At 65.9% G+C, this 25,927-nt stretch carries 21 protein-coding genes; 11 read left to right on the top strand and 10 right to left on the bottom strand.

Going from position 1 to position 25,927, the window contains the following annotated elements; all coding sequences use genetic code 11:
- Positions 1-101: 101 nt before the first annotated feature.
- The 4 genes from ACFFN1_RS14545 to ACFFN1_RS14560 all read right to left on the bottom strand — a co-directional run bounded on the left by ACFFN1_RS14545 (position 102) and on the right by ACFFN1_RS14560 (position 5,856).
- A complete protein-coding gene (locus ACFFN1_RS14545) occupies positions 102-872 on the bottom strand; it encodes a hypothetical protein (RefSeq protein WP_376841572.1) in 771 nt (256 codons plus the stop codon).
- A gap of 20 nt (positions 873-892) precedes the next feature.
- The gene (locus ACFFN1_RS14550) at positions 893-1,675 is read right to left on the bottom strand and encodes a hypothetical protein (protein WP_376841573.1); all 783 of its coding nucleotides are present in this window, start codon (positions 1,673-1,675) and stop codon (positions 893-895) included.
- A gap of 153 nt (positions 1,676-1,828) precedes the next feature.
- Positions 1,829-3,811: a hydantoinase B/oxoprolinase family protein gene (locus tag ACFFN1_RS14555; RefSeq protein ID WP_376841574.1), complete on the bottom strand. Its 1,983-nt coding sequence runs from the start codon at positions 3,809-3,811 to the stop codon at positions 1,829-1,831.
- Positions 3,808-5,856 (bottom strand): hydantoinase/oxoprolinase family protein, encoded by a 2,049-nt coding sequence (locus ACFFN1_RS14560; RefSeq protein WP_376841575.1) that lies wholly within the window; start codon positions 5,854-5,856, stop codon positions 3,808-3,810. Before ACFFN1_RS14560 ends, ACFFN1_RS14555 begins: the two co-directional genes overlap by 4 nt.
- A gap of 153 nt (positions 5,857-6,009) precedes the next feature.
- Here ACFFN1_RS14560 and ACFFN1_RS14565 point away from each other — a divergent pair, with 153 nt between their 5' ends.
- Positions 6,010-7,749 carry a PucR family transcriptional regulator gene (locus ACFFN1_RS14565; RefSeq protein WP_376841576.1) on the top strand — a complete coding sequence of 580 codons (1,740 nt, stop codon included), beginning with the start codon at positions 6,010-6,012 and terminating at the stop codon, positions 7,747-7,749.
- Positions 7,750-7,906: 157 nt separating this feature from the next.
- A complete protein-coding gene (locus tag ACFFN1_RS14570; RefSeq protein ID WP_376841577.1) occupies positions 7,907-8,482 on the top strand; it encodes an NADPH-dependent FMN reductase in 576 nt (191 codons plus the stop codon).
- A gap of 183 nt (positions 8,483-8,665) precedes the next feature.
- On the opposite strand, the gene ACFFN1_RS14575 is transcribed toward ACFFN1_RS14570, so the two are convergent.
- The 3 genes from ACFFN1_RS14575 to ACFFN1_RS14585 all read right to left on the bottom strand — a co-directional run bounded on the left by ACFFN1_RS14575 (position 8,666) and on the right by ACFFN1_RS14585 (position 12,943).
- Positions 8,666-9,499, bottom strand: coding sequence for a phosphosulfolactate synthase (locus tag ACFFN1_RS14575; protein WP_376841578.1), 834 nt, complete (start codon positions 9,497-9,499; stop codon positions 8,666-8,668).
- 74 nt (positions 9,500-9,573) lie between these two features.
- Entirely contained in the window at positions 9,574-10,947 is a 1,374-nt protein-coding gene (locus tag ACFFN1_RS14580; protein ID WP_376841579.1) for an MmgE/PrpD family protein, read from the bottom strand.
- A 385-nt stretch (positions 10,948-11,332) separates the two neighbouring features.
- Positions 11,333-12,943, bottom strand: a complete 1,611-nt coding sequence (locus ACFFN1_RS14585; protein WP_376841580.1) for a PucR family transcriptional regulator — start codon at positions 12,941-12,943, stop codon at positions 11,333-11,335.
- A 199-nt stretch (positions 12,944-13,142) separates the two neighbouring features.
- Between ACFFN1_RS14585 and ACFFN1_RS14590 the strand changes: the two genes are divergently transcribed.
- The 9 genes from ACFFN1_RS14590 (at position 13,143) to ACFFN1_RS14630 (ending at position 22,667) form a co-directional block, all read left to right on the top strand.
- Positions 13,143-14,636, top strand: a complete 1,494-nt coding sequence (locus ACFFN1_RS14590) for a CoA-acylating methylmalonate-semialdehyde dehydrogenase (RefSeq protein ID WP_376841581.1) — start codon at positions 13,143-13,145, stop codon at positions 14,634-14,636.
- Positions 14,637-14,683: 47 nt separating this feature from the next.
- Positions 14,684-16,093: an aspartate aminotransferase family protein gene (locus tag ACFFN1_RS14595; protein WP_376841582.1), complete on the top strand. Its 1,410-nt coding sequence runs from the start codon at positions 14,684-14,686 to the stop codon at positions 16,091-16,093.
- A gap of 142 nt (positions 16,094-16,235) precedes the next feature.
- Complete coding sequence (locus ACFFN1_RS14600) at positions 16,236-16,415, top strand: hypothetical protein (RefSeq protein ID WP_376841583.1); 180 nt, start codon at positions 16,236-16,238, stop codon at positions 16,413-16,415.
- The gene (locus ACFFN1_RS14605; protein ID WP_376841584.1) at positions 16,412-18,031 is read left to right on the top strand and encodes a sodium/proline symporter; all 1,620 of its coding nucleotides are present in this window, start codon (positions 16,412-16,414) and stop codon (positions 18,029-18,031) included. The genes ACFFN1_RS14600 and ACFFN1_RS14605 overlap by 4 nt, the downstream gene beginning before the upstream one ends.
- Complete coding sequence (locus ACFFN1_RS14610) at positions 18,024-18,662, top strand: hypothetical protein (RefSeq protein WP_376841585.1); 639 nt, start codon at positions 18,024-18,026, stop codon at positions 18,660-18,662. Before ACFFN1_RS14605 ends, ACFFN1_RS14610 begins: the two co-directional genes overlap by 8 nt.
- Positions 18,663-19,035: 373 nt before the next feature.
- Positions 19,036-19,443, top strand: coding sequence for a hypothetical protein (locus tag ACFFN1_RS14615; protein WP_376841586.1), 408 nt, complete (start codon positions 19,036-19,038; stop codon positions 19,441-19,443).
- Positions 19,444-19,682: 239 nt separating this feature from the next.
- Entirely contained in the window at positions 19,683-20,606 is a 924-nt protein-coding gene (locus ACFFN1_RS14620) for an EamA family transporter (RefSeq protein ID WP_376841587.1), read from the top strand.
- A gap of 96 nt (positions 20,607-20,702) precedes the next feature.
- On the top strand, positions 20,703-21,839 hold the full coding sequence (locus ACFFN1_RS14625) for a diaminopropionate ammonia-lyase (protein ID WP_376841588.1): 1,137 nt from the start codon (positions 20,703-20,705) through the stop codon (positions 21,837-21,839).
- Positions 21,840-22,082: 243 nt separating this feature from the next.
- Positions 22,083-22,667 (top strand): NADPH-dependent FMN reductase, encoded by a 585-nt coding sequence (locus ACFFN1_RS14630; protein WP_376841589.1) that lies wholly within the window; start codon positions 22,083-22,085, stop codon positions 22,665-22,667.
- Positions 22,668-23,018: 351 nt separating this feature from the next.
- Here the strand turns inward: ACFFN1_RS14630 and ACFFN1_RS14635 are convergent, their stop codons facing one another.
- The 3 genes from ACFFN1_RS14635 to ACFFN1_RS14645 all read right to left on the bottom strand — a co-directional run bounded on the left by ACFFN1_RS14635 (position 23,019) and on the right by ACFFN1_RS14645 (position 25,220).
- Positions 23,019-23,885 carry a hypothetical protein gene (locus ACFFN1_RS14635; RefSeq protein WP_376841590.1) on the bottom strand — a complete coding sequence of 289 codons (867 nt, stop codon included), beginning with the start codon at positions 23,883-23,885 and terminating at the stop codon, positions 23,019-23,021.
- A 12-nt stretch (positions 23,886-23,897) separates the two neighbouring features.
- A complete protein-coding gene (locus ACFFN1_RS14640) occupies positions 23,898-24,215 on the bottom strand; it encodes a hypothetical protein (RefSeq protein ID WP_376841591.1) in 318 nt (105 codons plus the stop codon).
- 156 nt (positions 24,216-24,371) lie between these two features.
- Positions 24,372-25,220, bottom strand: a complete 849-nt coding sequence (locus tag ACFFN1_RS14645; RefSeq protein WP_376841592.1) for a hypothetical protein — start codon at positions 25,218-25,220, stop codon at positions 24,372-24,374.
- Positions 25,221-25,927 lie beyond the last annotated feature (707 nt).

A 25,927-nucleotide genomic window follows, 5' to 3' on the forward strand; every position in this document is an offset into this window, starting at 1 on the left:
AGACCGGTGAGAGGCCGGGACACTACCTCCTGCCCACTCATCGCGTCCGCGCTCGAATCCGAGTGAACCCCCGGACATCAAGCAGATCGGTGGATCAAGGCTTAGGCAGAGCCGTTCTCGCCAGACGGATCGACGTCAACGAGCGGCGGCGGGGTTGACACAGCTTGGGGACGCTTTCGGAACACAAGTTCCTGAGTGCTGGTGACACGGAGTGGATCGACGTTATAGGTGCCGGCGATGACGGCGGAGAACATGTGCCTCCTGCTTCGCTTCATCATTCTTTTGAGCGTGCGATAGTCGCAGAGGTGTTCCGCCATCACGGCTGATCCTTCTGCGTGCACTCCGGCAAGAGAGAGGAACGTCTTTCGAGAGTGAGCGGCGACGTGTGCTCGGCTGAGCAATCCGATGTCTGACTGCTGGCCCTTGGTGTCAGAACGTGAGTAATACGTGGACTTGGTGGTGTGATCGAAGATCGTCCAGTGCTCACCCTGCTGCTGGAAAGAGAATGCGGAGTCATTGTTGAGCGCCTTGGCGACGACGTTCGAGGACTTTGGTCCGCAGATCACGACCAGCCCAGGAGCCTGCAGGTCGATAGTCCCGTCGGGCTCGACAAAAGAATAGTCGACTCGAATCTTGAACGATTGTAAGAACAGTTCCAGTGTCTTGGCGGCAACGAAGTCTGCTTCGACGATTGCTGACCTGTTCGAGAGCTCGCGTCGTGGAAGACAGATGGTGAGGGCGCGACTTCCGAAGAACTTTGCAATGACACGCTGTCGTCCACGGAACCTGATGAATCTCCAGATCACCGTCACGACGGTGACGACGGCGAGGGTGCGAGACACCCAGTCGAATGCTTCAGAAATAGCGTCCATGGGGGAGTTCTCGCCGAGCGTCAGGAGGCGTGAGCGTGAACGAGGGTCATATCGTCTGCCCGACCGTGTGCAGTCATCACGTCGCGGTGAACGTTCTGAAGAACGTGCTCGGGACCGGCGTGGAGAACATCATGAACCATTTGCTCAGCGTCATCCCACGTTCCGGCTACGAAGCCTGAAACGACACCGTCTGTCATGAGTACCAGGTCTTCGGCGCTTGTTGATCCGGTGACAGCGTGCATGACCGCATCGGGCCGATCGGCTGCGACCCAGAATCCTCCGCGTACATTCCTCGCAGCATCCTCGGCAGCCAAGAGAGCCGCTTTAGCGTCCTTGAGGTGTGCGTCATCAAGCTCATGGAGTTCGATCGCACGCTTCCGAGCGCGCTGTGCAACTCCGACGCATGCCAAACGAGTGTCCTGGATGAGGTGAGTTCCGTTCTCATCTGCGTACGCGACGGCCGAGTCACCAAGTACGAGCCAGTCCCAACCGCCATGCGGTCTCTGCCGCGCCATGGCTACGGTGGCTGAGACGTTGGTGCCCGAGTAGTCAGCTGCAATCTGTGCGATTGCCGAAGCGAGGAGCTCCGAGAGCGAAAGCGAGTCGTCTGCCGCGTGGGCTGTCAGAGCAGCGTCAAGAGAAGCAACGTAGTCCGAAATCGGGGCGGATGAGGTCCGAGTGGCACCGTCGATGACCCATGCAGTGCGGTTGACGGCACCCCAGCGGTCGTGATTCACGTGTTCGGTGCCCGGCGTAGATTTTCCCGAGAAGACCGGGACCGCGGCGATTGTCTGAACGCTCATGCTCCTCCTTCCGCCTGTTTTCAGTCTACGTCGCGGCACATCGCGTGTCAGGGTGTCCGCGTATCCCTGTGGATAACTCGAGAACGTCAGCGGCCGCACACCGGTGCAGGTGTGCGGCCGCCTCTGTGCCCCCTGATCAGTGAGACCGAGCGATCAGGACGTCCAGTGCGCTGCTGAGCGCTTGGCCATCATGCGGCGGTACTCGGCGGTGGTGTCCGGGAACAGTTCGCCGGTGCCCCAGTCGAGGATGACACCGTAGCGGCGCAGCACGTCGTGGACGTCGAGCTCGCCCTTCCGGTACTGTTCAGCCACCGCCTCGGGACCGGCTTCCAGCCAGCCGGCGCGCTGGGATCGGATCTCCGCACGCGCCTTCTCGGTCGCCTCGGCATCGATCTCGTACTCATCGAGCTCAGCATCGATGACCTTGATGACGACGCCGTAGTCGCGCTCGGCCCGGCGGACGGAGACGTACTCGTCGATGACGTCTTCGAGCACCGCCTCGGGCTCGCGCTCCAGCGGATCACCGAACCCGCCGCCGCCAGCCGATGGGCGGGTGAAGGCGTCACCGGATTCGATCGGCACATTCGAGAAGGTCGCTCCGAGGTACTTCTCGTCCTCGGTGCCCTTGTTCAGCCACACGCCGTGCGGGTAGGACGGCAGTCCGCCCTCGATGCCCCAGGTGACTGAGCGGCCGCGGTCGCAGCAGTAGCTCATGACGGTCTTGACGGCATCGGTGAGCACGCCGCCCTTCTCCACACCGCAGCCGCCGCGGAACCTGCCGGGCCCGCCGGAGTCGGTGTTGATGGCGTGGCTGGTCGTCAGGATCGGGTTGAGGCGCTCCTGGCCCTCGACCGGCTGCACCGCCAGGCCGGTGCCGAACACCGGCGAGGTCGCCGAGGAGCCGTCCTTCGTTGCCCGGCCGCCCCAGCCGCCAGCCATCCAGTCATACCACATGAAGTATTGCTGGTCGTCGGTGCGGCCGTCATGGCCTCCCACCAGCAGATACTCCAGGTTGAAGGCGCACGCCATCGCCCGTTCGGGCATGATCCGGCTCCACAGTTCGAAGATGCCGTTCATGACCTTCTCATACGGCCCGGAGCAGAATCCGGTCACCGCGTTCGGCCAGCCGGCGTTGACGACGGTGCCCTCCTCTCCGATATCGGCAGTCACCGCAGCGTAGAAGCCGGAGTTGAGCGGCACCTCGGGGAAGAACGTCTTCGTCCCGGCGTAGATCGCTGAATGCGTGGTGCCGTACCCGGAGTTGAGGAATGTTGAGACCGCCGGAGCTGAACCGGTCAGGTCGTAGTGGATGCCCTCGCCGTCGAGCCGCAGCTTGATACGGATCGGCACGAGTCCCTCGCCGTGGGCGGGGTCGGCGTCCAGGTAGTCGACGGTCTCCCATTCGCCGTGCGGCAGCCCGGCGAGGCTGCCGAGCACGGTGCGCTTGACGTAGTCCTGCGTCTCCTGCATCGCGGTGAGCACGGTGTCCTTGGAGTACTTGTCGACCAGTCGGAGGATCTCGCGTTCGCACACGGCGGTCGCCTCGGACTGGGCGTTGAGGTCGCCGAGCGCCTGGGCAGGTGCTCGTGTGTTGGAGACGAGCAGCTGGGCGACGTCGTGGAGGAACTCGCCGGCCCGCCACACGCGCACCGGGGTGATGCGCAGGCCCTCTGAGAAGTGCTCGCGGGCGTTGACGTCGAAGGAGCCGGGGACGTTGCCGCCGATGTCGGCCCAGTGGCCCTTGTTCTGTGCGAACCCGATGATCTCGTCCTCGACGAAGATCGGGCGGATGAACGAGACATCGTTCATGTGGGTGCCGCCGCGGTATGGGTCGTTGATGGCGAACACGTCACCGGGGTTGATGTCGTCGCCGAACTCCTCCAGCACGGCCTTGCACTGGAAGTGCAGGGTTCCGACGTGCACGGCGATGTCGCCGCTGCCCTGCATGACGGTGTTGCCGTACTTATCGCACAGGGCTGAGGAGAAGTCGCGGGAGTAGATGACGAACGAGTAGCAGGTCCGCAGGATCTGCTCGCTCATGAGGTCGACGCTGGTGGCGAAGGCGTTCTTGAGCACTTCGAACGTCACCGGGTGCAGGGTTGTCGCCGGTCCCGAGGCGGTGGTCAGGGTTTTCATTTCTCGTCTCCTTCGCTCGCGCTCAGGTGGATGCGGATGTTGAGCCATTCGTCGATGACCGCCGTCGTGTTCGGCGGTACGACGGTGGTCGAGTCGAGCTGGTTGATGATCGCCGGGCCCGCCAGCTCCATCTCCGGGCGCAGGGCGTCGCGGTCGTAGACGGGGGTGTCGTGCCACTGCCCGTCGAAGTACACCTCGCGGCGCTCGACCGGGTCAGGCAGGGCGGAGCCGTCGGCTTCGGCCGGGGTGAAGGCCGGCTTCGGGGTCTTGCCGAGGGCCTTGAGGTGGAGTTGATAGATCTCGACGGGGTTGTCGTCCTGCCGGAAGGCGAACTGGCGCTCGTGCTCCTCATGGAAGGTGCGCACTGCCTCGGTGAGCGCGTCCGGTCCGGTGCCCATCGGCACCTGGAGGGAGCGCCATTGGCCCTGGTAGCGCATCGAGATGCCGCGCTTGAGCTCGGTGTCGGCTTCGGCGACGCCCTCGTGGCGGAGGCGCTCGGCAGCGGTCGATTCGAGTGCGGCGAACTGCTGTTCCAGGTCGTCGCTGTCGGCAGTCGAGGCGACGGCGGTGTACATCGTCGACAGGTCGTGCTGGATGTCGACGAGCAGGCAGCCGAGCGCTGAGGTCACCCCGGGGCTCGGGGGCACGACGACGGTCGGGATGCCGAGTTCGCGGGCGACCTCCGCGCCGTGCAGGGCTCCGGCGCCGCCGAAGGCCAGGAGGGCGAAGTCGCGCGGATCGAGTCCGCGGCGGATCGAGACGAGCCGGACGGCATCGGCCATATTCGCATTCGCCACATCGATGATCGACTCGGCGGCCTCGGCTGGTTCAAGGCCGAGGGGTTCGGCGATCGTCTCCACCACCGCCTTCTCTGCGAGATCCCGGCGCAGGGTCATGGCGCCGCCGGCCAGGTCGGTGCCGAGCCGGCCGAGCAGCAGATTCGCATCGGTGTTCGTCGGCTCGGTCCCGCCTTGGTCGTAGCAGGCTGGGCCGGGGTCAGCGCCGGCGGACTGCGGCCCGTTGCGCAGGGAGCCGGCGATGTCGATGTGGGCCAGCGAGCCGCCGCCGGCACCGATGGTGAGGACCTCGATGCTGGGGAATACGATCGGGTGGCCGTATTCGACCTCCCATTCCTTCGTCACCCGCAGCTCGCCGTCGGCGATGAGGGAGATGTCGGTCGAGGTGCCGCCCATGTCGAGCCCGACGGCGTTGTCGTAGCCGCACTGCTCGGCGACGTGCTTGGCTGCGATCGCTCCGGCGGCGATGCCGGAGGCGGCGAGCCGGACGGGGAACCGCTTGACCATCGCCGGGGTCATCGAGCCGCCGCCGGAGTGCAGGAGCAGCAGGTCGCCGTCGTAGCCGTCGTCCTTGAGCTGGGTGTCGAGGCGCTCGACGTAGCCGGCCACCAGCGGGCCGAGCACTGCGTTCGAGACGGTCGTGTTGAAGCGGTCGTGCTCGAAGATCTCCGGCAGGATCTCGGCCGAGGTCGACACGGCGGCCTCGGGCATCTCCTCCTGCAGGATCTCGCGCATCCGGACTTCGTTCTCGGCGTTGGCGAAGGCGTTGATGAAGCACACGGCCACCGTCGTCGTGCCGCGCTTCTTCAGCAGCCGGGCGAGCTCACGGGCCTCGTCTTCGTTCAGCGCTTCGACGACGCGGCCGGAGTAGTCGACGCGTTCGGTGACCTCGAAGCGGTCGCGGCGGCGGATGTAGGGGCCGGACACATCCTTGTAGGCGTCCCACAGCTCGTCCTTCGTGCCGTCGCGGATCTCGATGACGTCGCGGAAGCCCTTCGTCGTCACGAGCGCGGCTTTGGGGAACCGGCGGGTGATGAGCGCATTCGTCGCCACGGTGGTGCCGTGGGAGAACAGGCTGACGCTGTTCAGGTCGATCTCACCGCGTTCGACACCGCCGATGACGGCGCGCATCGGATCGTCGGGAGTTGAGGGGACTTTCGTCACCCGCATGGTCTTGTCGGCATCGTCGAAGATGCACACATCGGTGAACGTGCCACCGACGTCGACGGCCACTCGAAGATCTGTCATTTCTCCTCCTTTGTGAATTGCACCACAGTCTTGCGAAGTGAACTCAGTGCGACAATGGAGAATCTGAGAACTTCAACAGGCACTATTGTGGAAAACACAAAGCTCCTGGTGCGCTCCCCGCGCACGGGCCCGGCACAGTGAGAAGGAGGGCGGATGTCGCTGACCGTTCCCGAGGCGGTCGACGCCTTCGGTGATGAAGGCGCGATCCTCGTGCAGTCCCGCATGCGCTCACCTGCTGCGATCACCCAGGTGCTGAGTGCGGGCGACCCGCTGCCGAAGGCGCGGGCATCCAGTGGGGACCCCGCGCCAGCCGGTTCCCGGATCCTGCTCACCGCTTCTGAGGCCGAGTTGGCCGCCGCAGTGGAATCCGCCGGCTCAGCCGAAGCGCTGCGCTCAGCCGGCATACGCGCTGTCGTCATCTGCGGATCTCTGCTGGCAGGTCCTGAGGCCGCTGCCGCTGAAGCGTCCGAAGAGACCGGGGCTTCGCTGTTCACTCAGCTGAGCCAGCGCGACATCAGCGTGCTGGTGTTCACCGGCGGCATCGATGCGGCAGCGGCTCGGCTGTATCGCGCGATCGCCGATGCAGCCGCCGTCGAGACCGAGCGGCTGGCGATCATGCGGCAGCTGCTGGCCGCCGCCGACGCCGACGATCCGCTCGCCTCCCTTGTGCGGGTGATGGCCAGGCTGTGCGACGGGTCGGCGATGGTCTTCGATGACAGTCACGCGCTGCTGCACGCCTCCGGCGCTGGGCCGGTCAAGCTCATCGCCGCACACCTGGCGGAATCTGCGCAGGCCGCCGACGGGCCGTTCGCCGTCGGCCGCTGGAGCGTCGCCGCCGACCGCATCCGCGTGCGCACTCACACCTACCATCTCGTCCTCGCCTCGCATGACAGTGCCCGCCTGGGCACCACCTCGGCGACGGTGTTCGAGACCCTGCGCTCGATCCTCGGATCCTTCGGGGCCGTCGAGGGGTTCGCCCGCACTCAGCAGGTCGTCAGCTCCGCGGCGCTGCTGCGCGAGCTCGAACTCGGCATTTCCGTGGGCGCCGAACAGCGCAGCTGGCAGCGCATGGCCGAACTCGGCTTCACGCCGTATTCCGAGCTGCACTTCATCATCTGCGTGAGCGCTTCGGGCGCTGTCTTCACCCGATCGGATCTTGACGCGATTCTCGCACCGGTCCGCACGCCCAGCAGCGCACGGGAGCCCGACTCTGGTATTGCGCTTGGGCTGCCGATGCTCGCGATCGAATCGGCGCGCATTGGTGACCGGGCCCCTGGTATGCGCTTGCTCGTTCAGGCAGGAGATGCGGCTGAGGCGCTCATCAGTGGGCTCCAGGAGGTTCCCGGTCGCCTCGTCACCGGAGTCTCCGAACCCTTCAGCCAGCTCTCGGCGCTGCCGGAGATCGCGCGCGCAACAGAGGCTGCCCTGCGCCTGGCTCGTCGGACCGCAGCAGTGGCGAACGGCAGCTGTATCGGTGGGCGTGCGGCGGGCGCGGTCTCAGGAGCGGTGGTCAGGGTCGATGAGCTGTCCCCTCTCGAATGGCTGCTTGCCGGAGCGACGAGTCTGCGTGACCGATCGGTTCTTGCCGGCTATGCAGGCCGGCTGCGCGCTCGGCCTGAGCTGCTTGAGACCCTGCTGAGCTATCTGGACGCGAACCTCACGGTCAACGTGGCTGCTGCCGGTCTAGCGATCCATCCGAATACTCTGCGCTACCGGCTCACCCGCATCGAAGAGCTGCTGGGCGGGGCGCTGTCAGACCCGCTCGTCATCGCCAATCTGTGCCTGGCATTCCACGGCGAGCTGCTTGAGTACGCTGCCGTCTCCAAACAGCGAGCCCGGCCTCCCGCACATGCTCAGAAGGGGTGTGCGCCCAAACCCCAGGCAGAGGCGTGACCCGGGTCGGGTGAGAGCACAGCGCACACCGCCCGATCGAAGTTCGTCTACCCGAACTCATAAGTTTGCAGCGGCGTAGACAGCGGGGGGCGTGGGTGGTATCACTGGAGGAGTGCCGGTTCTGGCACTTCTGGCCTCAAGCGAAAGGGATCTCACCGTGACTTACCGCATCTCCGTTCTCGTCGGCAGCCTGCGCCGGGGCTCCTACGCCCGGAAGATCGCACGCAATGCGCTTGACTACTTCCCGGAGGGATTCGATGCCTCGATCGTCGAGATCCGTGATCTGCCGCTGTATGACTGCGACTACGATGATCCCGATGTCACCGACAAGCCGGTGCCGCCGGAGTACACCGCGTTCCGCGAGACGATCAAGTCCTCATCCGGTGTGCTGTTCGTGACAGCTGAGAACAACCGCACGATTCCCGCCTGCCTGAAGAACGCCGTGGACATCGGCTCGAAGCCGAACTCCGATGTCGCGTGGAAGAACCTGCCCAATGGCATCATCAGCCACTCGGTCGGCCGGATGGGCGGTTACAGCTCGCAGAAGAACCTGCGCCTGGCGCTGTCGTACTTCGATATGCCCACACTCGGCCAGCCCGAGGTGTTCCTCGGCCGCTCCCCGAGCCTGATGGACGATGAGGGGAACATCACCGAGCCCTCAACGGTGGAGTTCCTCAAGGACTACATCAACCGGTTCTGCGAGCTGGTCAAGAAGCACGCAGGCGATTCCTGAAAAGCCGCGCAGGCGACTCCTGCACGGCCGCTTCCTGCGGATCCACAGGCCGTTGACGCCGTCCGGGCCAGGCCCGGGCTCGCTGCGGCCTGCATATCGGAACCCGGCGCCCCGCCTCGCCATGAGGCAGGTGCGCCGGGTTCTGAGATGGTGTCACCGGGCCGCCGGTGACGGTGGTGGGTTTCAGTGCGGGTTGGCCACGCGGCCCCAGGTCGACTTGTTGCCCCAGACGTTCTGGCGCAGGCCCTCGAGCTGGAGGATCTGGGAGTGGTCGACGAAGAGATTGCACTCGTTGCCGTAGTTCTTCACGTACCACTCGAAGACGAGGCCATCGGCGGCTTCGAACATGACGTTCTCGAGCCCGAGGCCGTTGGTGATGGACGCAGCTGCACCGGTGTTCCACTCGTGGACATTCTCGGTGATGCCCTCGGACTCGATCATGATGATGGCGGCACCGGCGTCAAGGGCCCGCTTGCCGCGGTCGACGAGGTCGCCGATGTCCTTCATGCTCTCCGCAGCGAGCTCCTCCTCGGTGGAGTCACCGCCGGAGCCGATCTGGATGCCCAGTTCCGGCTTGGCCTTGAGGCCGGCCTTGACGACCTTCTCCACCAGGCGCTCGAGGCCGGAGGTCGGGAGCATGATGAAACCGGTGGAGATCTCGATCACGTCGAATCCGACGTTCTTGGCCTCCTTGAGGTACTGGTCCACAGCGTCATCGCCGTAGCGCAGCACGGTCTCGATCCACCCGCCGGAGGAGACATAGGCATCGTTCTCATGGGCGATGTCGCTGAACTTGCGCACCTGCTCTGTCGGCACAAGGGAGAAGGAGCCGCCGGCCCACTTGATCCCGTCCACCCACTGGCCTGCGACATCGAAGACATCCTGCAGGTGCCGGGTGCCGAAGGTGCTGTAGTAGGGCGCGCGGATCTCAGTCATGCCGTAGGTGCGCGGCTTGTTTGGCCGCTTTGCGCGGGGGACGAAGTTGAAGGAGACGTCGAAGTCGATCTCGTTGCTCATGGTGTTTGCCTTTCGGTGACTGTGTCGGATGCAGTGGTCGATCCCCCGTACCGGGGAATCCTGGGTGGCAGCTCTCAGCTCCGCTCGCGGCGGACCTTCGCCAGGGCAGCGACGAGGTCTGCGGTCTGGCGGTACTCCAGGTCATGGACGATCCCGTCGATCTCCTCGCGCAGCGCCTCGTCGGTGAACGGGGTGGTGAGGGCATCGAACTTCGCGCGGGCGGCAGCCCAGTCCAGCGGGTTGTCATGGAAGCCGTGGTAGGTGTCCTTCACCGCGCGCAGCTCGGTGCCGTCATCGAGCACGACCGTGAGGTCTGCGGGCATGTGGTCGGGGAACCGCTCCGAGAACTCCGTGGTCGGTGTGATTCGGATCTTCTTCATCAGCGACTGGACATCATCGGCGACAATGCGGGAGGGTTCGTACTGCTCGGGGTTGAGCACGCCGTCAAGCAGCACGACGGCCACCATCCACGGCAGGGAGTGGTCCGCCTCCTCCTTGGTGCGGATGCTCTGCTTGTCGCCCTCCTCGCCGCCGCCGATGATCGAGTAGGCCACATCGAAGGTGTCGAGGCGCACCTCGGCGATGCGGCTGGCGTCGAACCTCTCATCAGCGCGGATCTCCTGGGCCGCATCGAGCGCGGACTGGGAGTGGATCTCTGCGTTGTGCTTCTTGATGATGGTGCGGGTCACGCGCTCAAGGTCCTCAGCAGACCAATCAAGCTCGAAGTCACCGGCGATGGAGTCCTTGAAGCCCTTGTTGCCCTCGAAGACCTCCTCGGGGCCGGTGATGCCCCGGGAGGCGAGCAGTGCGGCGAAGGTGCCCTCCTTCGACACGTGCGGATAGGCCAGGCCCTTCCAATGGCTTAGGTTGCCGGTGCGGGTGACCCGCAGCGCCACATTGGCGGTCCCGGCGATCGCCATGGCATTGGCCGTCTGCTGCACATCGAGGCCGAGCGCCTTGGCCGCCGAGGCGGTAGCAGCGAAGGTGCCCTGCGTCGTGTGGTCGAATCCCTTGGCGCGCACCGGCGCCTCATCGGACAGCCGCGTGTGCACCTGGTAGGCCACGGCGAAGGCGGTGAGCAGGTCCCGGCCCGAGGCGTTGACGGACTCTGCAGCCGCGAGCACGGCGCCGAAGTTGTCTGAGGGGTGGTTCGTCTCGCCCTTGGCGAGGTAGGCGTCCATGAAATCCAGGTAGCGGCTTGCCGCGTTGTTGAAGAAGGCGGCCCTTTCCGGGGTGGTCTTGCCCCCGCCGATCATGGTGGACTGCTCGGTGCCGCCGAGGTCTTCGAGCAGGCCGCGGATGGCGACGATGGGCTCTGCATCGAGCGCACCGATGGCGACGCCGAGGGTGTCCAGGACGCGGATCTTCAGCTGTTCCAGCGCCTCCGGGCTCATGTCCTCCAGGCTCGCCCGCTCGACGAACTCTGCCAGTTTCTGAACTTCCGTCATCGGGGCATCATCCCTTCAGCTAATAAGTTTAGGCTAACCTAAGTAGAGATCCGGGATGCGTGGGCTGTCAAGGTGAGACATCTCATATACGGCTCGGACATCTCTCCTGCTATGCACCGCTGCTCCCATGCGCTCGCCCTGCGCGATGCCCTGGGGCGGTGCCTGCGGCAGGTGATGCCGGCCGGTGCGAGACACAGGGGTATCGGTGCAGGTGATGCGTAGGCAGGGGAGGGGACTAGAGACTGTGGGCCTGCGGCCTGGGCTGGATGCCAGCGCAGGTGAGCCGGGTGTGCACGGTGACCGCCCTGCAGGTCCGAAGAGCGGTTTCCCGGTCGGCGCAGCCGGCGGCAGGGACGATCCCATCGCCGGGGCGGACTGAGGAGGATCAGCGCTGCGAGCGCCACCACAGCAGTGCTATCAGCAGCGCGGCACGGGATTCGGCATCATCGAGTGAAACGCCAAGACGTCCCTCCAGGCGCTGCAGGCGTGCGTAGACGACTGGTCGGCTGATGCCCTGCCGGGCTGCCACCTCCGTCTTGTTCCCGCCTGCCCGCACATAGGCCTCGAGGAAGTCGAGTGCGGCACGGTCGGCACCCGATGATGCCGTGTCTCCGCCGCTGCCCAGGAGCGGCGCCAGCTCGCTTTCGGCGAAGACGCGCAGGCGCGCATCATCGGCCAGTCCGGCGATGAGGCCGTTGAGCCGCAGATCGGCGAACCTGTAGAAGGGCCGTTCGCGCACCGACATCCCTGCGGCGATCCTGGCGGTCTCCACCGCGGTCTCCAGATCCCTGCCGGCAGTGAGGACACTGTCGCGTGAGGGGCCCACTCCGATCGTGATCGACCGGTTCAGATTGACTGACAGGGTACGGCTGAGTTCGGTGAGGGGCGCATCCACTGCGTCGGTGGGGAAGCCCACCAGGGCGACGACGGTGCCGTAGCGCCATGTGCCGGTCAGGGCGGAGAGGCCCAGGCTTCGGCTGACGGCGATGAGCTCGCTGCGAACGCGTCGCTCTTCGAGTTGGTAGTCGGAGAGATCGACTCCAGCGGCATCAGAGACGTCGGCCGTGTGCAGTGCCACAGCGGTGTATGCCGCCGATCGGCTCATTCCGTATCGCTGCGATCGCAGCGCAGCGACCTGGTCTGTCATCTGCGTGTGCGTCGAAAGCTCGCCGAGGAAGCGGTCGGTGGCGTTGAGCAGCAGGTCCCGCTGATGTTGGGTCGCCATCCGCACGAGGGTGATGGCCTGACCGGCGCGCTCGAGCACCTCGGCGGCGTAGCGGTCGGTCGGGTCTGCGAAAGGGGCGGCGAGCCTGCCCCACCGGTTCTGCTTCATTCCGACGGGCACCGCCCTGCCGCTGTGCAGCGGCCAGTCATCAAAGAGCTCGTCCTCGGTCATGTCACACAGTTCGAAACTCAGGATGCGATGGGCGGCATCTTCGAGGACGACCGGGGTGTTGAGCAGGTCGCTGGTCGTCTCGACGACCTTCGCCTCGTCCGCCCCGCTGATGCTGAGCTCGGTGAACACCTCATGCACTTCCCGCGTGCGTTCGATCCACTCCAAGTGCTCGGCGATGAGCAGCCGGTGGGCAGCCTGGGTGATGCGGGCGAACCGGACCCGTTCTGTCAGCGCGATGACGGGGATCTCCAAACCGGCGCTCGCTGCGCTGAGCACCTCGAGAGACGAGGCGTCCGGTTCATCGTCCTCCGTGACGATCTCGACTGCGAACGCCGCGGCGCCGGCTTTCTCCAGACGCAGGAGGAAGGCGCGTGTGCGATCGACGTTGAGACGGAAGGCCGGCCCGCTCGAGAGCAGGAACTCCCCGCCCTCCAGCAGTGAGGCAACATCCTCGGTCTCGGCGATGTGGACCCACCGCACTGCCGCGTCAAGCCGGTTCTCACCGGAGAGGACGGTCAGCTGCGTCTGCTCAAGCTCGGGCACCGAGAGCACCGTGCGGACGGTGACGCCCTCCCGGCCCGTCCCGATCTGCGGGCTCACCTCAGGCTCTGCTGACAAGACGGGTGTGCGCGCATGCCCTCAGTTTACAGTCTGTCATGGTTCCGTGTGCGAGATTGACAGGCCGTCCAGTGTGCGCGGCGGCTGTGCGCGTGATACTGGCCTCGGGCATTGTGGGGTCGATCACGCCGGTGTCGTCGGTTCGCAGCACCCCGCATCTTCACATCAGGGAGAGGTTTCGATGGAGACTCTGGCACATTGGATCAACGGCAGCGCGGTGACCGAAGACGACGGTGCGCGCACCGCTGACATCGTCAACCCGGCAACGGGCGTCGTCTCAGGCCGCGTGCCCCTGGCCGACACCGAGCGGACGCAGCAGGCGATCGCCGCCGCCAGTGACGCGTTCCCTGCGTGGCGGGACACCTCGCTGTCGAAGCGAACCGCAGTGCTGTTCGCCTTCCGGGAGCTGCTCAACGCGCGCAAGGAGGAGCTCGCTGAGATCATCACCGCCGAACAGGGCAAGGTGCTCGCCGACGCGCTCGGTGAGATCAGCCGGGGCCAGGAGGTCGTCGAGTTCGCCTGCGGCATGCCGCACCTGCTCAAAGGCGGCCACACGGAGAACGCCTCGGCTGCCGTCGATGTGCACTCGGTGCGCCAGCCGGTCGGAGTGTCGGCGATCATCTCGCCGTTCAACTTCCCCGCCATGGTGCCGATGTGGTTCTTCCCCGTGGCCATCGCCGCCGGCAACACCGTCGTCCTCAAGCCCTCGGAGAAGGATCCCTCGGCTGCGAACTGGATGGCCGAACTGTGGAAGGAAGCAGGACTGCCCGACGGCGTCTTCAACGTCGTGCACGGCGGCAAGGAATCCGTCGACACGCTCCTCAGCGACGAGCGCGTCGCCTCCGTCTCCTTCGTTGGCTCGACCCCAATCGCCAAGTACGTCTACGAAACGGCGACCTCCCACGGCAAGCGTGTCCAGGCCCTCGGCGGTGCGAAGAACCACATGCTCGTGCTGCCCGATGCCGACCTTGACATCACCGCCGATGCCGCAGTCAACGCCGGCTTCGGCGCCGCGGGCGAACGCTGTATGGCGATCTCGGTGGTGGTGGCGGTCGAGGACATCGCCGATGAGCTCGTCTCCAAGATCGCAGAGCGCACCCGTTCCCTGAAGGTCGGCGACGGCACCCGAGGCACCGATATGGGCCCGCTTGTCACCGTCGCCCACCGTGACAAGGTCGCCGGATACATCGACGCCGGTGTGAAGGCCGGGGCCACGCTCGTCGTCGACGGGAGGGAAGGAGACGTCGACGCCGATTGTGCCGATGCCTTCCTCAGCCCGACTCTGTTCGACCACGTCTCACCGGACATGTCGATCTACCAGGACGAGATCTTCGGACCCGTGCTCTGCGTGGTGCGGGTGGGCTCCTATGACGAGGGTCTGGCACTCATCAACGGGAATCCCTATGGAAATGGCACAGCCATCTTCACCCATAACGGCGGGGCGGCCCGCCGGTTCGAAAACGAGGTCCAGGTCGGGATGGTCGGTGTGAATGTGCCGATCCCCGTGCCGATGGCCTACTTCAGCTTCGGCGGGTGGAAGGACTCCCTGTTCGGCGACACCCATGCGCATGGCGTTGAGGGTGTGCACTTCTTCACCCGCGGTAAGGTCATCACCAAGCGCTGGCAGGATCCCAGCCAGCTCGGCATCAACCTGGGATTCCCGACCAACGGCTGAGTGCCGCACCGGACACCCCAGCCATCAGCTTCGAAGGAGAAGGAACCATGACAGATCAGCACGTGGCCGCCGGGGACCACACGGCAGCCGGCGCAGGCCTCCCATACACCCACGAAGACCTCGAGCGCGGCCGGCGCGGAAAGGACCTCGACCGCAAGCACGTCTTCCATTCCTGGTCAGCCCAGGACAGGATCGACCCGATGGCGATCGTCGCCGCCCAGGGATCACGGCTGTGGGATGCCGATGGAAACGAGTACATCGACTTCTCCTCGCAGCTGGTCAACACCAACATCGGACACCAGCACCCGGCGGTGGTGAAGGCGATCCAGGAGCAGGCCGCCCGGCTGTGCACCATCGCTCCCCCGCATGCGAACGATGCCCGTTCCGAGGCCGCCCGGCTCATCACCGAGCTGGCACCTGAGGGCCTCAACAGCGTGTTCTTCACCAACGGCGGCGCTGATGCGAACGAGCACGCGGTGCGCATGGCCCGCCTGCACACCGGCCGGCAGAAGGTGCTCACGGCCTACCGCAGCTTCCACGGCGGCACCACCCTGGCGGTCAACCTCACCGGCGACCCGCGCCGCTTCGCCAACGACACTCCGGGAGCAGGTGTCGTGCACTTCATGCCGGCCTACACATACCGTTCGTACTTCGGCTCAGCCGATGAGACCGAAGAGGCTGAGCGCGCCCTGCGCCACCTCGAGGACATGATCGTGCTCGAAGGACCGCAGAACATCGCAGCTGTCATGCTCGAGTCGATCCCCGGCACCGCCGGCATCTACACCCCGCCGCCGGGATATCTCACAGGCGTCCGGGAGCTCACCCGCAAGTACGGGATCATGTACATCGCCGATGAGGTGATGGCCGGCTTCGGCCGCTCTGGCGAGTGGTTCGCCATCGACCACTGGGGCGTGCAACCGGATCTCATCACCTTCGCCAAGGGAGTGAACTCAGGCTACGTACCCCTCGGCGGGGTCATCATCTCCGATGAGATCCGCCAGACATTCGCCGAGCGCGCGTACCCCGGCGGTCTCACGTACTCCGGTCACCCGCTTGCAACAGCGGCCGCGGTGGCCACCATCAACGCCATGCGCGAGGAAGCGATGGTGGAGAACGCCAAGCGGCTCGGAGCAGAGGTCATCGGGCCGCACCTGGAGAAGATCGAGGCCAACCACCCGTCTGTCGGTGAGGTGCGCGGCATGGGCTGCTTCTGGGCTGTTGAGCTGGTGACCGATCCCGAGACCCGCGAACCGCTGGCCCCCTATGGCGGCTCGTCAGAGGCGATGGATCGCCTGACCGCGGAGATCAAGGGCAACGGGGTGCTGCCGTTCATCAACTTCAACCGCATCCATGTCGTCCCACCGCTCAACACCCCTGATGACGAGGTGGTCGAGGGCCTGCAGGTCATCGACCGTGCACTCGACATCGCAGACGAATACGTCGAGCGGGTTCATTGAGATCCCGCGGCAGTCTGTGCGTGACTGGGATATGAGCGATAGACATGAGTCGATGGCCGCAGTCTCAAGCCGCTGGCCGGTGAGGGTGCACGGGTGCGTGAGAGCGCTCGACTGACTCAGCCCTCAGGACGGAAGGAACCCAATGTTCGGTTTGCCAATGGCGACAATCCTCATCATTGTCGGCATCCCACTGCTGTGGATCGCCTACACGCTCATCTTCTTCTTCAGCACCCGCGGCTGGAGCCGAGAGGATGTCGAGCTGCCCGATGACCTCGGCGACGCCTCACCCGGCGCTCACCCGGCAGCGGGAGGTGCGTCATGAGCATCGAAGTCGTCTTCCTCATCGTCTACTTCGTCGCGATGGCCGGGATCGGTCTGTGGTCGGTGCGCGCCGGCTCGAAGGACGAAGAGGGCTTCCTGCTCGGCGGGCGCAGCCTCGGCCCGGCAGTCACCGCCCTGCGCCTGCAGTCATCGTCGATGTCGGGCTACATGTTCCAGGGCGCCGGCTCGCTCGGCTACACCAACGGCTACTTCGCCCTCTGGTACGCCATGGGCGACATCGGCGGCGGCGTGCTCAACCTATCCGTCCTCGGCCGTCGGATGCGCAAACTCTCGCAGATGCTCGGCTCTCTCACCTCGATCGAATACCTCGAACACCGCTACCCGTCGACCTGGACGCGTGCGATCGCAGCGCCCATCGCCCTCGGCTGCATGTTCATGTACGTGCTCTCGCAGTTCATCGCCGGCGGCCAGGGCCTGGAGATGGTGACCGGCATCCCCTTCCAGTGGGCGATGCTCGTCGCGATCGGCGTCATCGTGCTCTACACGTTCCTCGGCGGCTACCTCGCTGTGGCCTACACCGACTTCGTGCAGGCCATCGTCATGGTCATCGGCATGCTGTGGATCCTCATCGGCACGCTCATCGCCGTCGGCGGTCTGACTGCCGGAAACAACGCAGTCGCTGAGATCAACCCGAATCTCCTGACGATGTGGGGCCCCGAAGGCTTCGAATCGGTCAAATGGGGACTCGTCATCGGCGCGCTGCTGATCTTCTCGATCGGCTACATGGGCTACCCGCACGTCAACGTCAGCCACATGGCGATGAAGAAGCCCTCGGTCGCCCGCACCGCAGCGCTGTACTCGACCGGATTCAACCTGCTCTTCGTTCCGGCGCCCTACCTCGTCGGTGTCATGGCGCTGGTGCTGCTGCCGAACCTGGCGAACCCGGAGATGGCGGTCTTCGGTGTGGCAGAGCTCGTCCTGCCGAACTTCGCCGTGGGCATCGTGATGGCTGCCATCATGGCCGCGATCATGTCGACCGCCGACGCGCTGCTGCTGCAGACGGGCACGATCGCCTCGCATGATCTCTTCAAGCGCTTCGTCAACCCGTCCATGACGGAGAAGCAGTCGGTGTGGGTCTCGCGGATCACCGTGCTGGCGTTCGCGACCTTGGGCTACGTCATCGCCACACCCCGGGCACCGGGAATCGCCGACGTCGTGCTGTTCGCCACCACCATCCTCGGCACCGCATTCGTGCCCGCCTACGTTGCGGCTGTCTGGTGGAAGAAGGCGAACACCGCCGGTGCGATCGCCTCGATGATCGTCGGCACGATCGTGCCGATCGTCTGGGAGCTCGGCGGTCTGACGGACCTGACTGCGGTCGACCCGATGGCCAGTGTCGTCATCTCGGCCCTCACCCTCGTCGTCGTGTCACTGGCGACGCAGAAGACGAATCCGGTGCCAGCACACATCCGCGAGGTGCTCGTCGAGACAGCGAAGGTCGGGCCGATTCCGGCCCGGCTGGCGATGGGTCAGAACAACGTCCTCGCAGCTCAGCTGCCGGTCGCCGACGAACAGCTCAGCGCTCCGGCCACCGGCAGTGTTGCCTCGGAGAGCACTGCAGCAGACAGCCCACGTGGACGGAAGTCTCATGAGTAGTCTGACGTCTTCACGCCGGCACGCGGGCAAGGGTGCCTCGGCCTCGGGAGCACCCCGTGCCGAGGCGCCGGACCGGCAGAGTGCCGCATGTACGGCCCTTCGGCTCAGCCCGACGATCACGCAATTCGAGGCCGAGGACATCGTGCGCCGGAAGATCGGCGGGGGCGCAGCCGCGGCGACGCTGGTGCACCACCCATTCTGGTCAGTCGACGTCAGAGCTCGGCGCACACGAGGACCTCGCTTCCGGATCTCCGAGCTGTGGCGCGAGAAGTCCACACCACAGCACGAGGCGGAATCCGACGGTTCGACTGTGTCGGTCATGGTGGATGCGAAGAGCGGAACCAGTCTCATCTCCAGCATCCCTATCAACGGCGTCGATGTGCCCTCACCGTGCCAGGCCCATATGTCAGGGCCGGGGACCAATACAGCGGACAAGGCGCGTCAGCTGGTCGCCACCGCCCTGCGCAAACGCTTTCGTCTGGGGATGAACTTCGACCTCTTCCCGGCAGAGCCGCGGGCGGTGTTGAAGCCGAACTGGGTCGTCGAAGCACGCCACGGCCGGCTGGCAGCGACGCTTCTTGTTGACGGTTTCGATGGTTCGTACTGGGTGATGAATGCTGAGAAGCTCTAGTTCGACATCCGACGCAACCGAAACTGCAGCCTCACACCGCAGTGGGCGCCGCAACCCGCTGTGCCACGCCACCCACACACCGGAAGCATCACGATTCACCCGCAGCGAGAGACTTCCGCCGGCCCTGGACGTATCCTGAAACCACCTGCCGCCTCGGCAGCCGGGAGCATCGCGGGAAAGGCCCCATCATGAATCCTCCGTCTCTGACCTCAAGGCTCGTCGCGGAGTTCCGCGAGATCCTCGCAGAGCGCTTCTCCCGGCTCGACAACGTCACACGGGAGAACCTCTGAACCCGCCACCCGCACCGCCACCAGGTCCACCACCCGGTCCGCCATCATCCGCCCCAGCAGGCCGACACACACTGGCCGCCCCAGTGGGACTCGCCATCCCCACACCCCCGCCGCAGCCGAGGATGACGCCGTGGTTCCCGGTCGGCATCGTGGTGCTCGCCTGGTCGCTCCTGGCGCTCGCCGGCGGCCTGGCGACTGTCGGCTACCTCGTCCTCGGGGTCACGATGACCGATACGCTCGAGGGCGTCTTCGGACCTGAACCGGAATACCTGTTCAACTGGATCATCCTGTGGACGGTGCTCATCGGCCAGCTGCTCGGGCTTGTGATCGCGCTCGCCGTGGCACTGCTCGGACTGCGGCAGCGCCGCCGGGGCCGTCGGTTCGCCACCGCTGCGATGGTGCTCGGCTTCGTCGCCGCGGGGATCTTCCTGCTCATCGGTGCGCTCCAACTGCCGCTGTACCCGATCCTGTTCGACGCCCTTGCCTTGTGAGAACCGTGCCCGAGGTGCGCCGGAGTCCCGGCCTCCGGGAACCTGCGCACCGCGCCCGAGGCGTGCCCGGCTTCCAGCATCCCGGCACCTGAGCCGCGCCGCGCCGGTGGTGGCGGGTTGCACTACGATGCACGGCGAACCCGGCATGGCGCTCAGCTGCGCAGCGCCGGCGACCGAGAGGATCCCGCCATGTCTGAGACGACGCCACCGCAGACAGCCCCGACCGGTTTCCTGCAGCCATGAGCAGACGGCAGGCCGTGCCGGCAGCAGCACCGTCGACGGTGCCGCCGTGGACGATGGCAGTCGCGGCGATGCTCGCCGTGCAGATCTCCAATGCACTGTCCGTACCGGTCATCGCCCAGGTGGGCCCGGCCGGCACGGCGTGGCTGCGGATGAGCTTCGGCATCGTGTTCCTGTGGCTCATCGCCCGCCCTGCACTGCGCAGCCTGCGGCTGCGCCACCTGCCGGCCCTGCTCGTCCTCGGCATCGTCACCGGCTTCATGACGACGTTCTTCCTCGCCGCTGTGGCACGCATCCCGCTCGGCACCGCGGTGGCGATCGAGTTCCTCGGCCCGCTCACGGTCGCCGGGCTCATGAGCCCGCGCCGCCGCGCCCTCATCTGGCCGGGTCTCGCACTGCTGGGAGTGGTGCTGCTGACCGAGCCGTGGCAGGGGACGATCGACCTCTCCGGCGTCGGCTTCGCACTGGCCGCCGGAACCTGCTGGGGGCTGTACAACGTGTTCACCCAGTACATCGGCGACCGGTTCGCCGGCATCAGCGGCCTGTCGCTCACCATCCCGATCGCCGCCCTGGCGACCCTGCCGGTCGGCCTGCCGCAGGTCATCGGCGGTGAGCTCACCCGGTGGGTGCTGCCGGCCGCCGCCGGAATCGCGCTCATCACCCCGGTCATCGCCTTCGGGCTTGAAGTCCTCGCCCTGCGGCGGATGACCCACACCGCCTTCGGCACCCTGCTCTCGATCGAACCGGCCTTCGGCGTGCTCATGGGCCTGCTCATCCTCGCCCAGCGGCCCACCGTCATGCAGCTGGTCGGCATTGGCCTGGTCATCATCGCCGGGGTGGCCGCCCAGCGCGGCGGCAGACGCGTCAGCGATGCCCCCGCCCTGACCGACCGGCCCCCGTCGCCACCGCGCGAGGTGCTCTGAACCGGCACCCGGCGACCGCCTGCCGGGCACACCGGCACCACTGCCTCGGGCGTGGCTAAGCTGACGGGAGTATCCCCCTGAACAGAGGAGCTGCCGATGACCGCCCGCCGCCTGGTGACGAACCCCTTCGCCGCGCCCGAGGCGGTGGTCGCCTCCGCTGATGCCGGCGCGGTGGTGCCGCGCACCTTCCATCAGAGCCTGCCCGGCTACGCGCCGACGCCGCTGCGCGCACTCCCAGCCGCAGCCGAGGCCCTCGGAGTCGCTGCCGTCTACCTCAAGGACGAATCGGAGCGCATCGGCACCCCCTCGTTCAAGATCCTCGGCGCCTCTTGGGCCACCTGCCGGGTGCTCACCGAATGGCTCGGCGTCGATGTCGCCGAGGTGGCGGAGTTCGAACAGCTGCGCGCTCGCCTCAGTGCTGCGCTCGAGGAGTCGGGCCAGACGCTGACCTTGGCTGCAGCCACCGACGGCAACCACGGCCGGGCGGTGGCGATCATGGCCCGGCTGCTGGGTCTGAGCTCCCGGATCTTCGTGCCGGCGGACATGGTGCCCGCCCGGATCGCCGCCATCGAGTCCGAAGGCGCTGTCGTCGAGGTCGTCGACGGCGGTTATGACGATGCGATCCGCCGCAGCGCTGAGGCCGCCGGTGACGATGTGCTGGTGGTCTCGGACACCTCATGGGAGGGCTACACCGACCCGCCGGCCTGGGTGATCGACGGCTATTCGACGATGATGGCCGAGGTACACGAGGCGATCGCCGCCGGCGAAGCCAAGGCCCCGACAGTCGTGGCCGCGCAGATCGGCGTCGGTGCCTTCGCCGCCGCCGTGGTGCGCGGTTTCGCCCGCCCGCAGGGTCCGCGGCTCATCGGCGTCGAGCCGACCCTGGTCGACTGTGTGATCGTGAGCATCGAACGCGGTGAGATGACTGAGATCCCGGGCCCGCAGACCTCGATCATGGCAGGGCTGAACTGCGGTACACCCTCCCAGATCGCCTGGCCGGACATGCGCCACGGCTTCGATGCCTTCGCCACCGCCACCGACGACGACGCCCGTGAGGCGATGCGGCTGCTCGCCCGCGACGGGGTCGTCTCCGGTGAAAGCGGCGCGGCCGGGCTCGCCGGCCTGCTCGCCCACCGCGATGCGCTGGGGCTCACCGCCGCCGATGTGGTGCTCGTGTTCTCAACAGAGGGCGCCACCGATGAGGCTGCGTATCAGGAGATCGTCGGCAGCTGAGCTGTGGCAACACGGTCAGCACGAGACCGCAGCGACCAACGCGGGGCTGTCAGGAGTCACAGCGCCGTGAGCCGGCGCAGAACTGTCTGGGACAAGGCCGTGCTATAGAAAGTTCTGGAACACGAACTCATAAGTGAGAGGCCACGTAGACAGTGGGGCTCATCGGTGATATCTCTGGACGAGTGTCAGATTGGGCACCTGCGACCTCCAGTGAAAGGTATCTCCCTGACCCACCGTGTCTCCATGCTCGTCGGCAGCCTGCGCCGCGCCTCCTATGCCCGCAAGATCGCGCGATATGCCGTCGGTTGCTTCCCAGAGGGATACGACGCATCCATCGTTGAGATCCGTGATCTGCCGCTCTACGACTTCGACTACGACGACCCTGAGGTCGCCGACAAGCCGGTGCCGCCTGAGTACACGGCGTTCCGCGAGACGATCAAAGCCTCCGACGGTGTGCTGTTCGTGACACCCGAGAACAACCGGGCCATCCCCGCCTGCCTGAAGAATGCGATCGACGTCGGCTCGAAACCGAACTCCGACGTTGCGTGGAAGCACCTCCCGGCCGGCATCATCAGCCATTCCGTCGGGCGGATGGGCGGCTACAGCTCGCAGAAGAATCTGCGTCTGGCACTGTCGTACTTCGATATGCCGACACCTGGGCAGCCGGAGGTGTTCCTCGGGCAGTCTCCGACGCTCATCTCTGACGACGGGATCATCGCTGAAGAGTCGACGGCGCGGTTCCTGCGGGACTACATCAGCAGATTCGCCGAGCTGGTCGAAAAGCAGACATCGGAGCCACAGACTCAGCGTTCGGCGACTGGCCTCTGACACGCGGTCGATGTTCCTTGAAGGGCTTCCGCGATCCAATGCCTTGCGGCCACGTCTCCCGGACGTCGCCGGGCCGTCCGGCACATCAGCAGCGCGCGGTGCTCCTTGTTCGGCGTGCCGGTGGCGACGTCGTAGGGATCCTCGTCCGATAGACCACACGCCGTGAAGCACCTCGTGGCGGTCGCATGGCTCGGGCCCGCACCGCCGAAGAAAAACTTACCCAGCGAGGCGGCGACCTCGTCCGAGAGCAGCTGACCTATCACGGAACTTCCCCTCGTCTGGCGCCATGCGACGGCGCGATCCCGAGCAGTGTCTCAGGACGACGAGTTCGGTTCCCGCAGGCAGAGTGCCTCACCAGCGGTACGTCGAATTCGGTTCATACCGGCCGTGCCGTGCTCGCTCCTCGTGCATCCAGGTAGGCACGTCGCCCGACGGCAGCGCTCGGCGCGGGTCGACCGCATCCAAGTGCCCGCGGGCCCACTCGACGAACGGGTGCCCCTCCTCGCCGATGTCGCGCTCCACCTCGTCGACGAACGCACTCATCTTTTGGTACCTGGCCCACGCGTCGGTACCTGCGTGGAGCGCCTGCTCCCAAACCTCGTAGCCGCGGCGCAGCTGATCGACCCGGTGTGCTTCCTCGCGGCGAAGCCTCTCCTCTTCTTCGCGGCGGCGCTCCTGTTCCATCCGCACGGCGCGCTCGCTGGCGGCCTCGACAGCGGCGATCACGTCAGGCAGCCGCTCCTCGACCTTCACGCGAGCGCCGTCGGTCCACGAGGCCCCTGTCTTCCGCCCGTCACGGTCCGTCAGGTGCATACGCAGCCTCCCGTCCCCGACGTAGTCATACCTCGGCGCCCAGACATACTTCCCCTTCGCCCGGCGCGCCGCCTCCTCCTTCGTGTCCTCGTGCGGACGCCGCTTCGTCACCTCACTGAACGCGATCCCCACCGTCGCATGCCCGGCATCAAGCAGGAGCAACGCTTGGCTCGCATAGCGCAGGTAGGTGCCGCGGTAACCATCGAGCTCCCGGCGCGCCTCCACGGGCGTGACCGTCCAGCCGCGAGCCAGCGCCTCGGTGACTAGAGAGTGGGCCACCAGGACGCAGCGCCTGCGCAGGGGCATCGGAAGCCGGCCCGGCCGATCCCTGAGCTCCTTGACGGCCGGGTGGGGACGCCGGACGACCTGGCGCAGCGGAACCTGCTCCTGGGGCTCCTGCAGCACTACTACAGGCTCTCACGTCTCGGCCGGTGCCGGGGAAGGCTCCGGAGTCCCTGGTCTTGCAGGACTCCCTGCACGGCGTGGTCGTAGAGCCGGTGGCCTCTCGGCCTTCTCGGCCTCACCCGGGTACCTGCCGTGCTCGACGTAGTACCTGCCCGTCTCCGTGAGCTCGGCCGTCCACTTCCCGCCCGGGCGGCGGACCTTGACGAGGCCGCGCGCCGCCAGCGCGGCGGCGCTCAGCTTCATCTCCGTCCGCGGCGGGTCCTGGGAGCCTCCGGCGGCGAGCCAGTCGAGCACCTCACGCTGGGCGTCGTTGACGGGTCGGGGTGGCATGGTGGACTACCTGCGTTGATCGTTCGAGTGTGCTCTCACCCGGATCGTCGATCCGTCGGTGGCCAAGAAGCAGCTCACTGGGAAGCGCCGCGCGGTTCGGGCGAACCGGAAGTCGATTCGAGAGTCGAGCTCTGTCACGCCCTCGAACCGGTCCAGCTACAACTCGTCGAGATCCAGTGGCTCGTCATGCAGGAGCTTGTCCACTGGCGCATGTAGACCCGCAAGAAACAAGGTGTCGATATTGAAGGGCCACTGGCCTAGGACCACCTCGATCTGGGAGGAGCCGAAAGTCGACAAGTCCGCGGCGGAGATGGACTCGGTCGCAGCTTCTGTACCTGCGACGAAGTCCTGCGCACACTGACATAGATAGCGGTTCAGGTCGACCGAAGACCCGGCCGACCGGGCGTGCACTAGGGGCACCTGCCACGTCCCGTCGACAGATCGGGTCGCTAGGACACGCTCTGTCACAGGCATCAACTCCAGGATGTGGCGACGACCCACCGGCAGCATGAAGCCCACGCGCTCCGGCTCCTCGTCAGGATCGGAGAGCAAGTCGAAGCCAAACCCGAGATCCGGGATGACAATATCCCCATCCAGTTCGAAGACGTACCATTCGCAGACAATCGCTCGTGCAGCGAACCTGTTCATCTCGACCAGGCGATTCAAACTCAAGTTCGTCTTGTCAAACAAATCGGGAGCTTCAGTCTGCGGGTCCTCTACGCCCTCCTCCTTCAGACGCGCGACAATTCTCGCCTCGTATGAGCGATCCCGAGCGAAGGTTGCGGCAACGAAGGGCACAAGGATTCGGATCCAGTCCGAGGCGCTGAGGGTTCCGGCGATGAGATCGTCCAGAACCCTGGGCAACTGCGGCTCGTACGCGTCCCACAACTTGTCGATGGCGCGCCCCTGCGAGGTCTGGAAGAGGTCCTCGTCGACGCCGTACAGACGCTTCTTGTACCCGATGGAAGCCGCCGTCGTAACCCGGCCGGCGGTATGGCGACTCACGACGAGAAGCCTGCGCCGACGAAGCGGTCCACTCTCGTCTTCGGAACAACGCCCGAGCAGGGCCGCCGGGATGAAGTGATCCTTAGCTATGCAGTGCCTCCTCGCAGACTTGGCCTGAACCCGGCAACGAGACTATCGGCGGACCATGCAGACGGCCCTGTCCAACCCGATGCATCTCGATGACGCCCTCACCTGGATTTAAAACAGCAACAAGGCCCGATCCGACCCATCGATGATGGCAAAGGTTCGAGCCTTGTGCGTGGGGTGGAGCTAAGAGTGTCCGGTCTCACGACATAGTTGACACTCCGCGGCCTGATTGAACGCGAGCGATAGTTGACACGTGTCTTGGGACATCGTTGACACTTCGCCGAGAGTGATAGTTGACAGATGTCTCGGGACATCGTTGACAGTTCCGAAAACCGTGGGCGGCTGATCAGCCAGTGTCGTAAGCGCTACCGCAACAAGCACTGAGCCACGGGCGTTGGAGAGCGTCGCTTGCCTCCTGCGCACCGCCGCCAGTCCGGTGCGCTGTGCCGTGTCGCACCGCCCCTCCAGGCAGTGGTTTGATGCGATCCCAAGTAGCTGCCGATGCGCATCGGCGTTTAGCCTTGATCCACCGATCTGCTTGATGTCCGGGGGTTCACTCGGATTCGAGCGCGGACGCGATGAGTGGGCAGGAGGTAGTGTCCCGGCCTCTCACCGGTCTC

The sequence above is a fragment of the Brevibacterium otitidis genome, from assembly GCF_042429315.1.
Taxonomy (GTDB): domain Bacteria; phylum Actinomycetota; class Actinomycetes; order Actinomycetales; family Brevibacteriaceae; genus Brevibacterium; species Brevibacterium otitidis.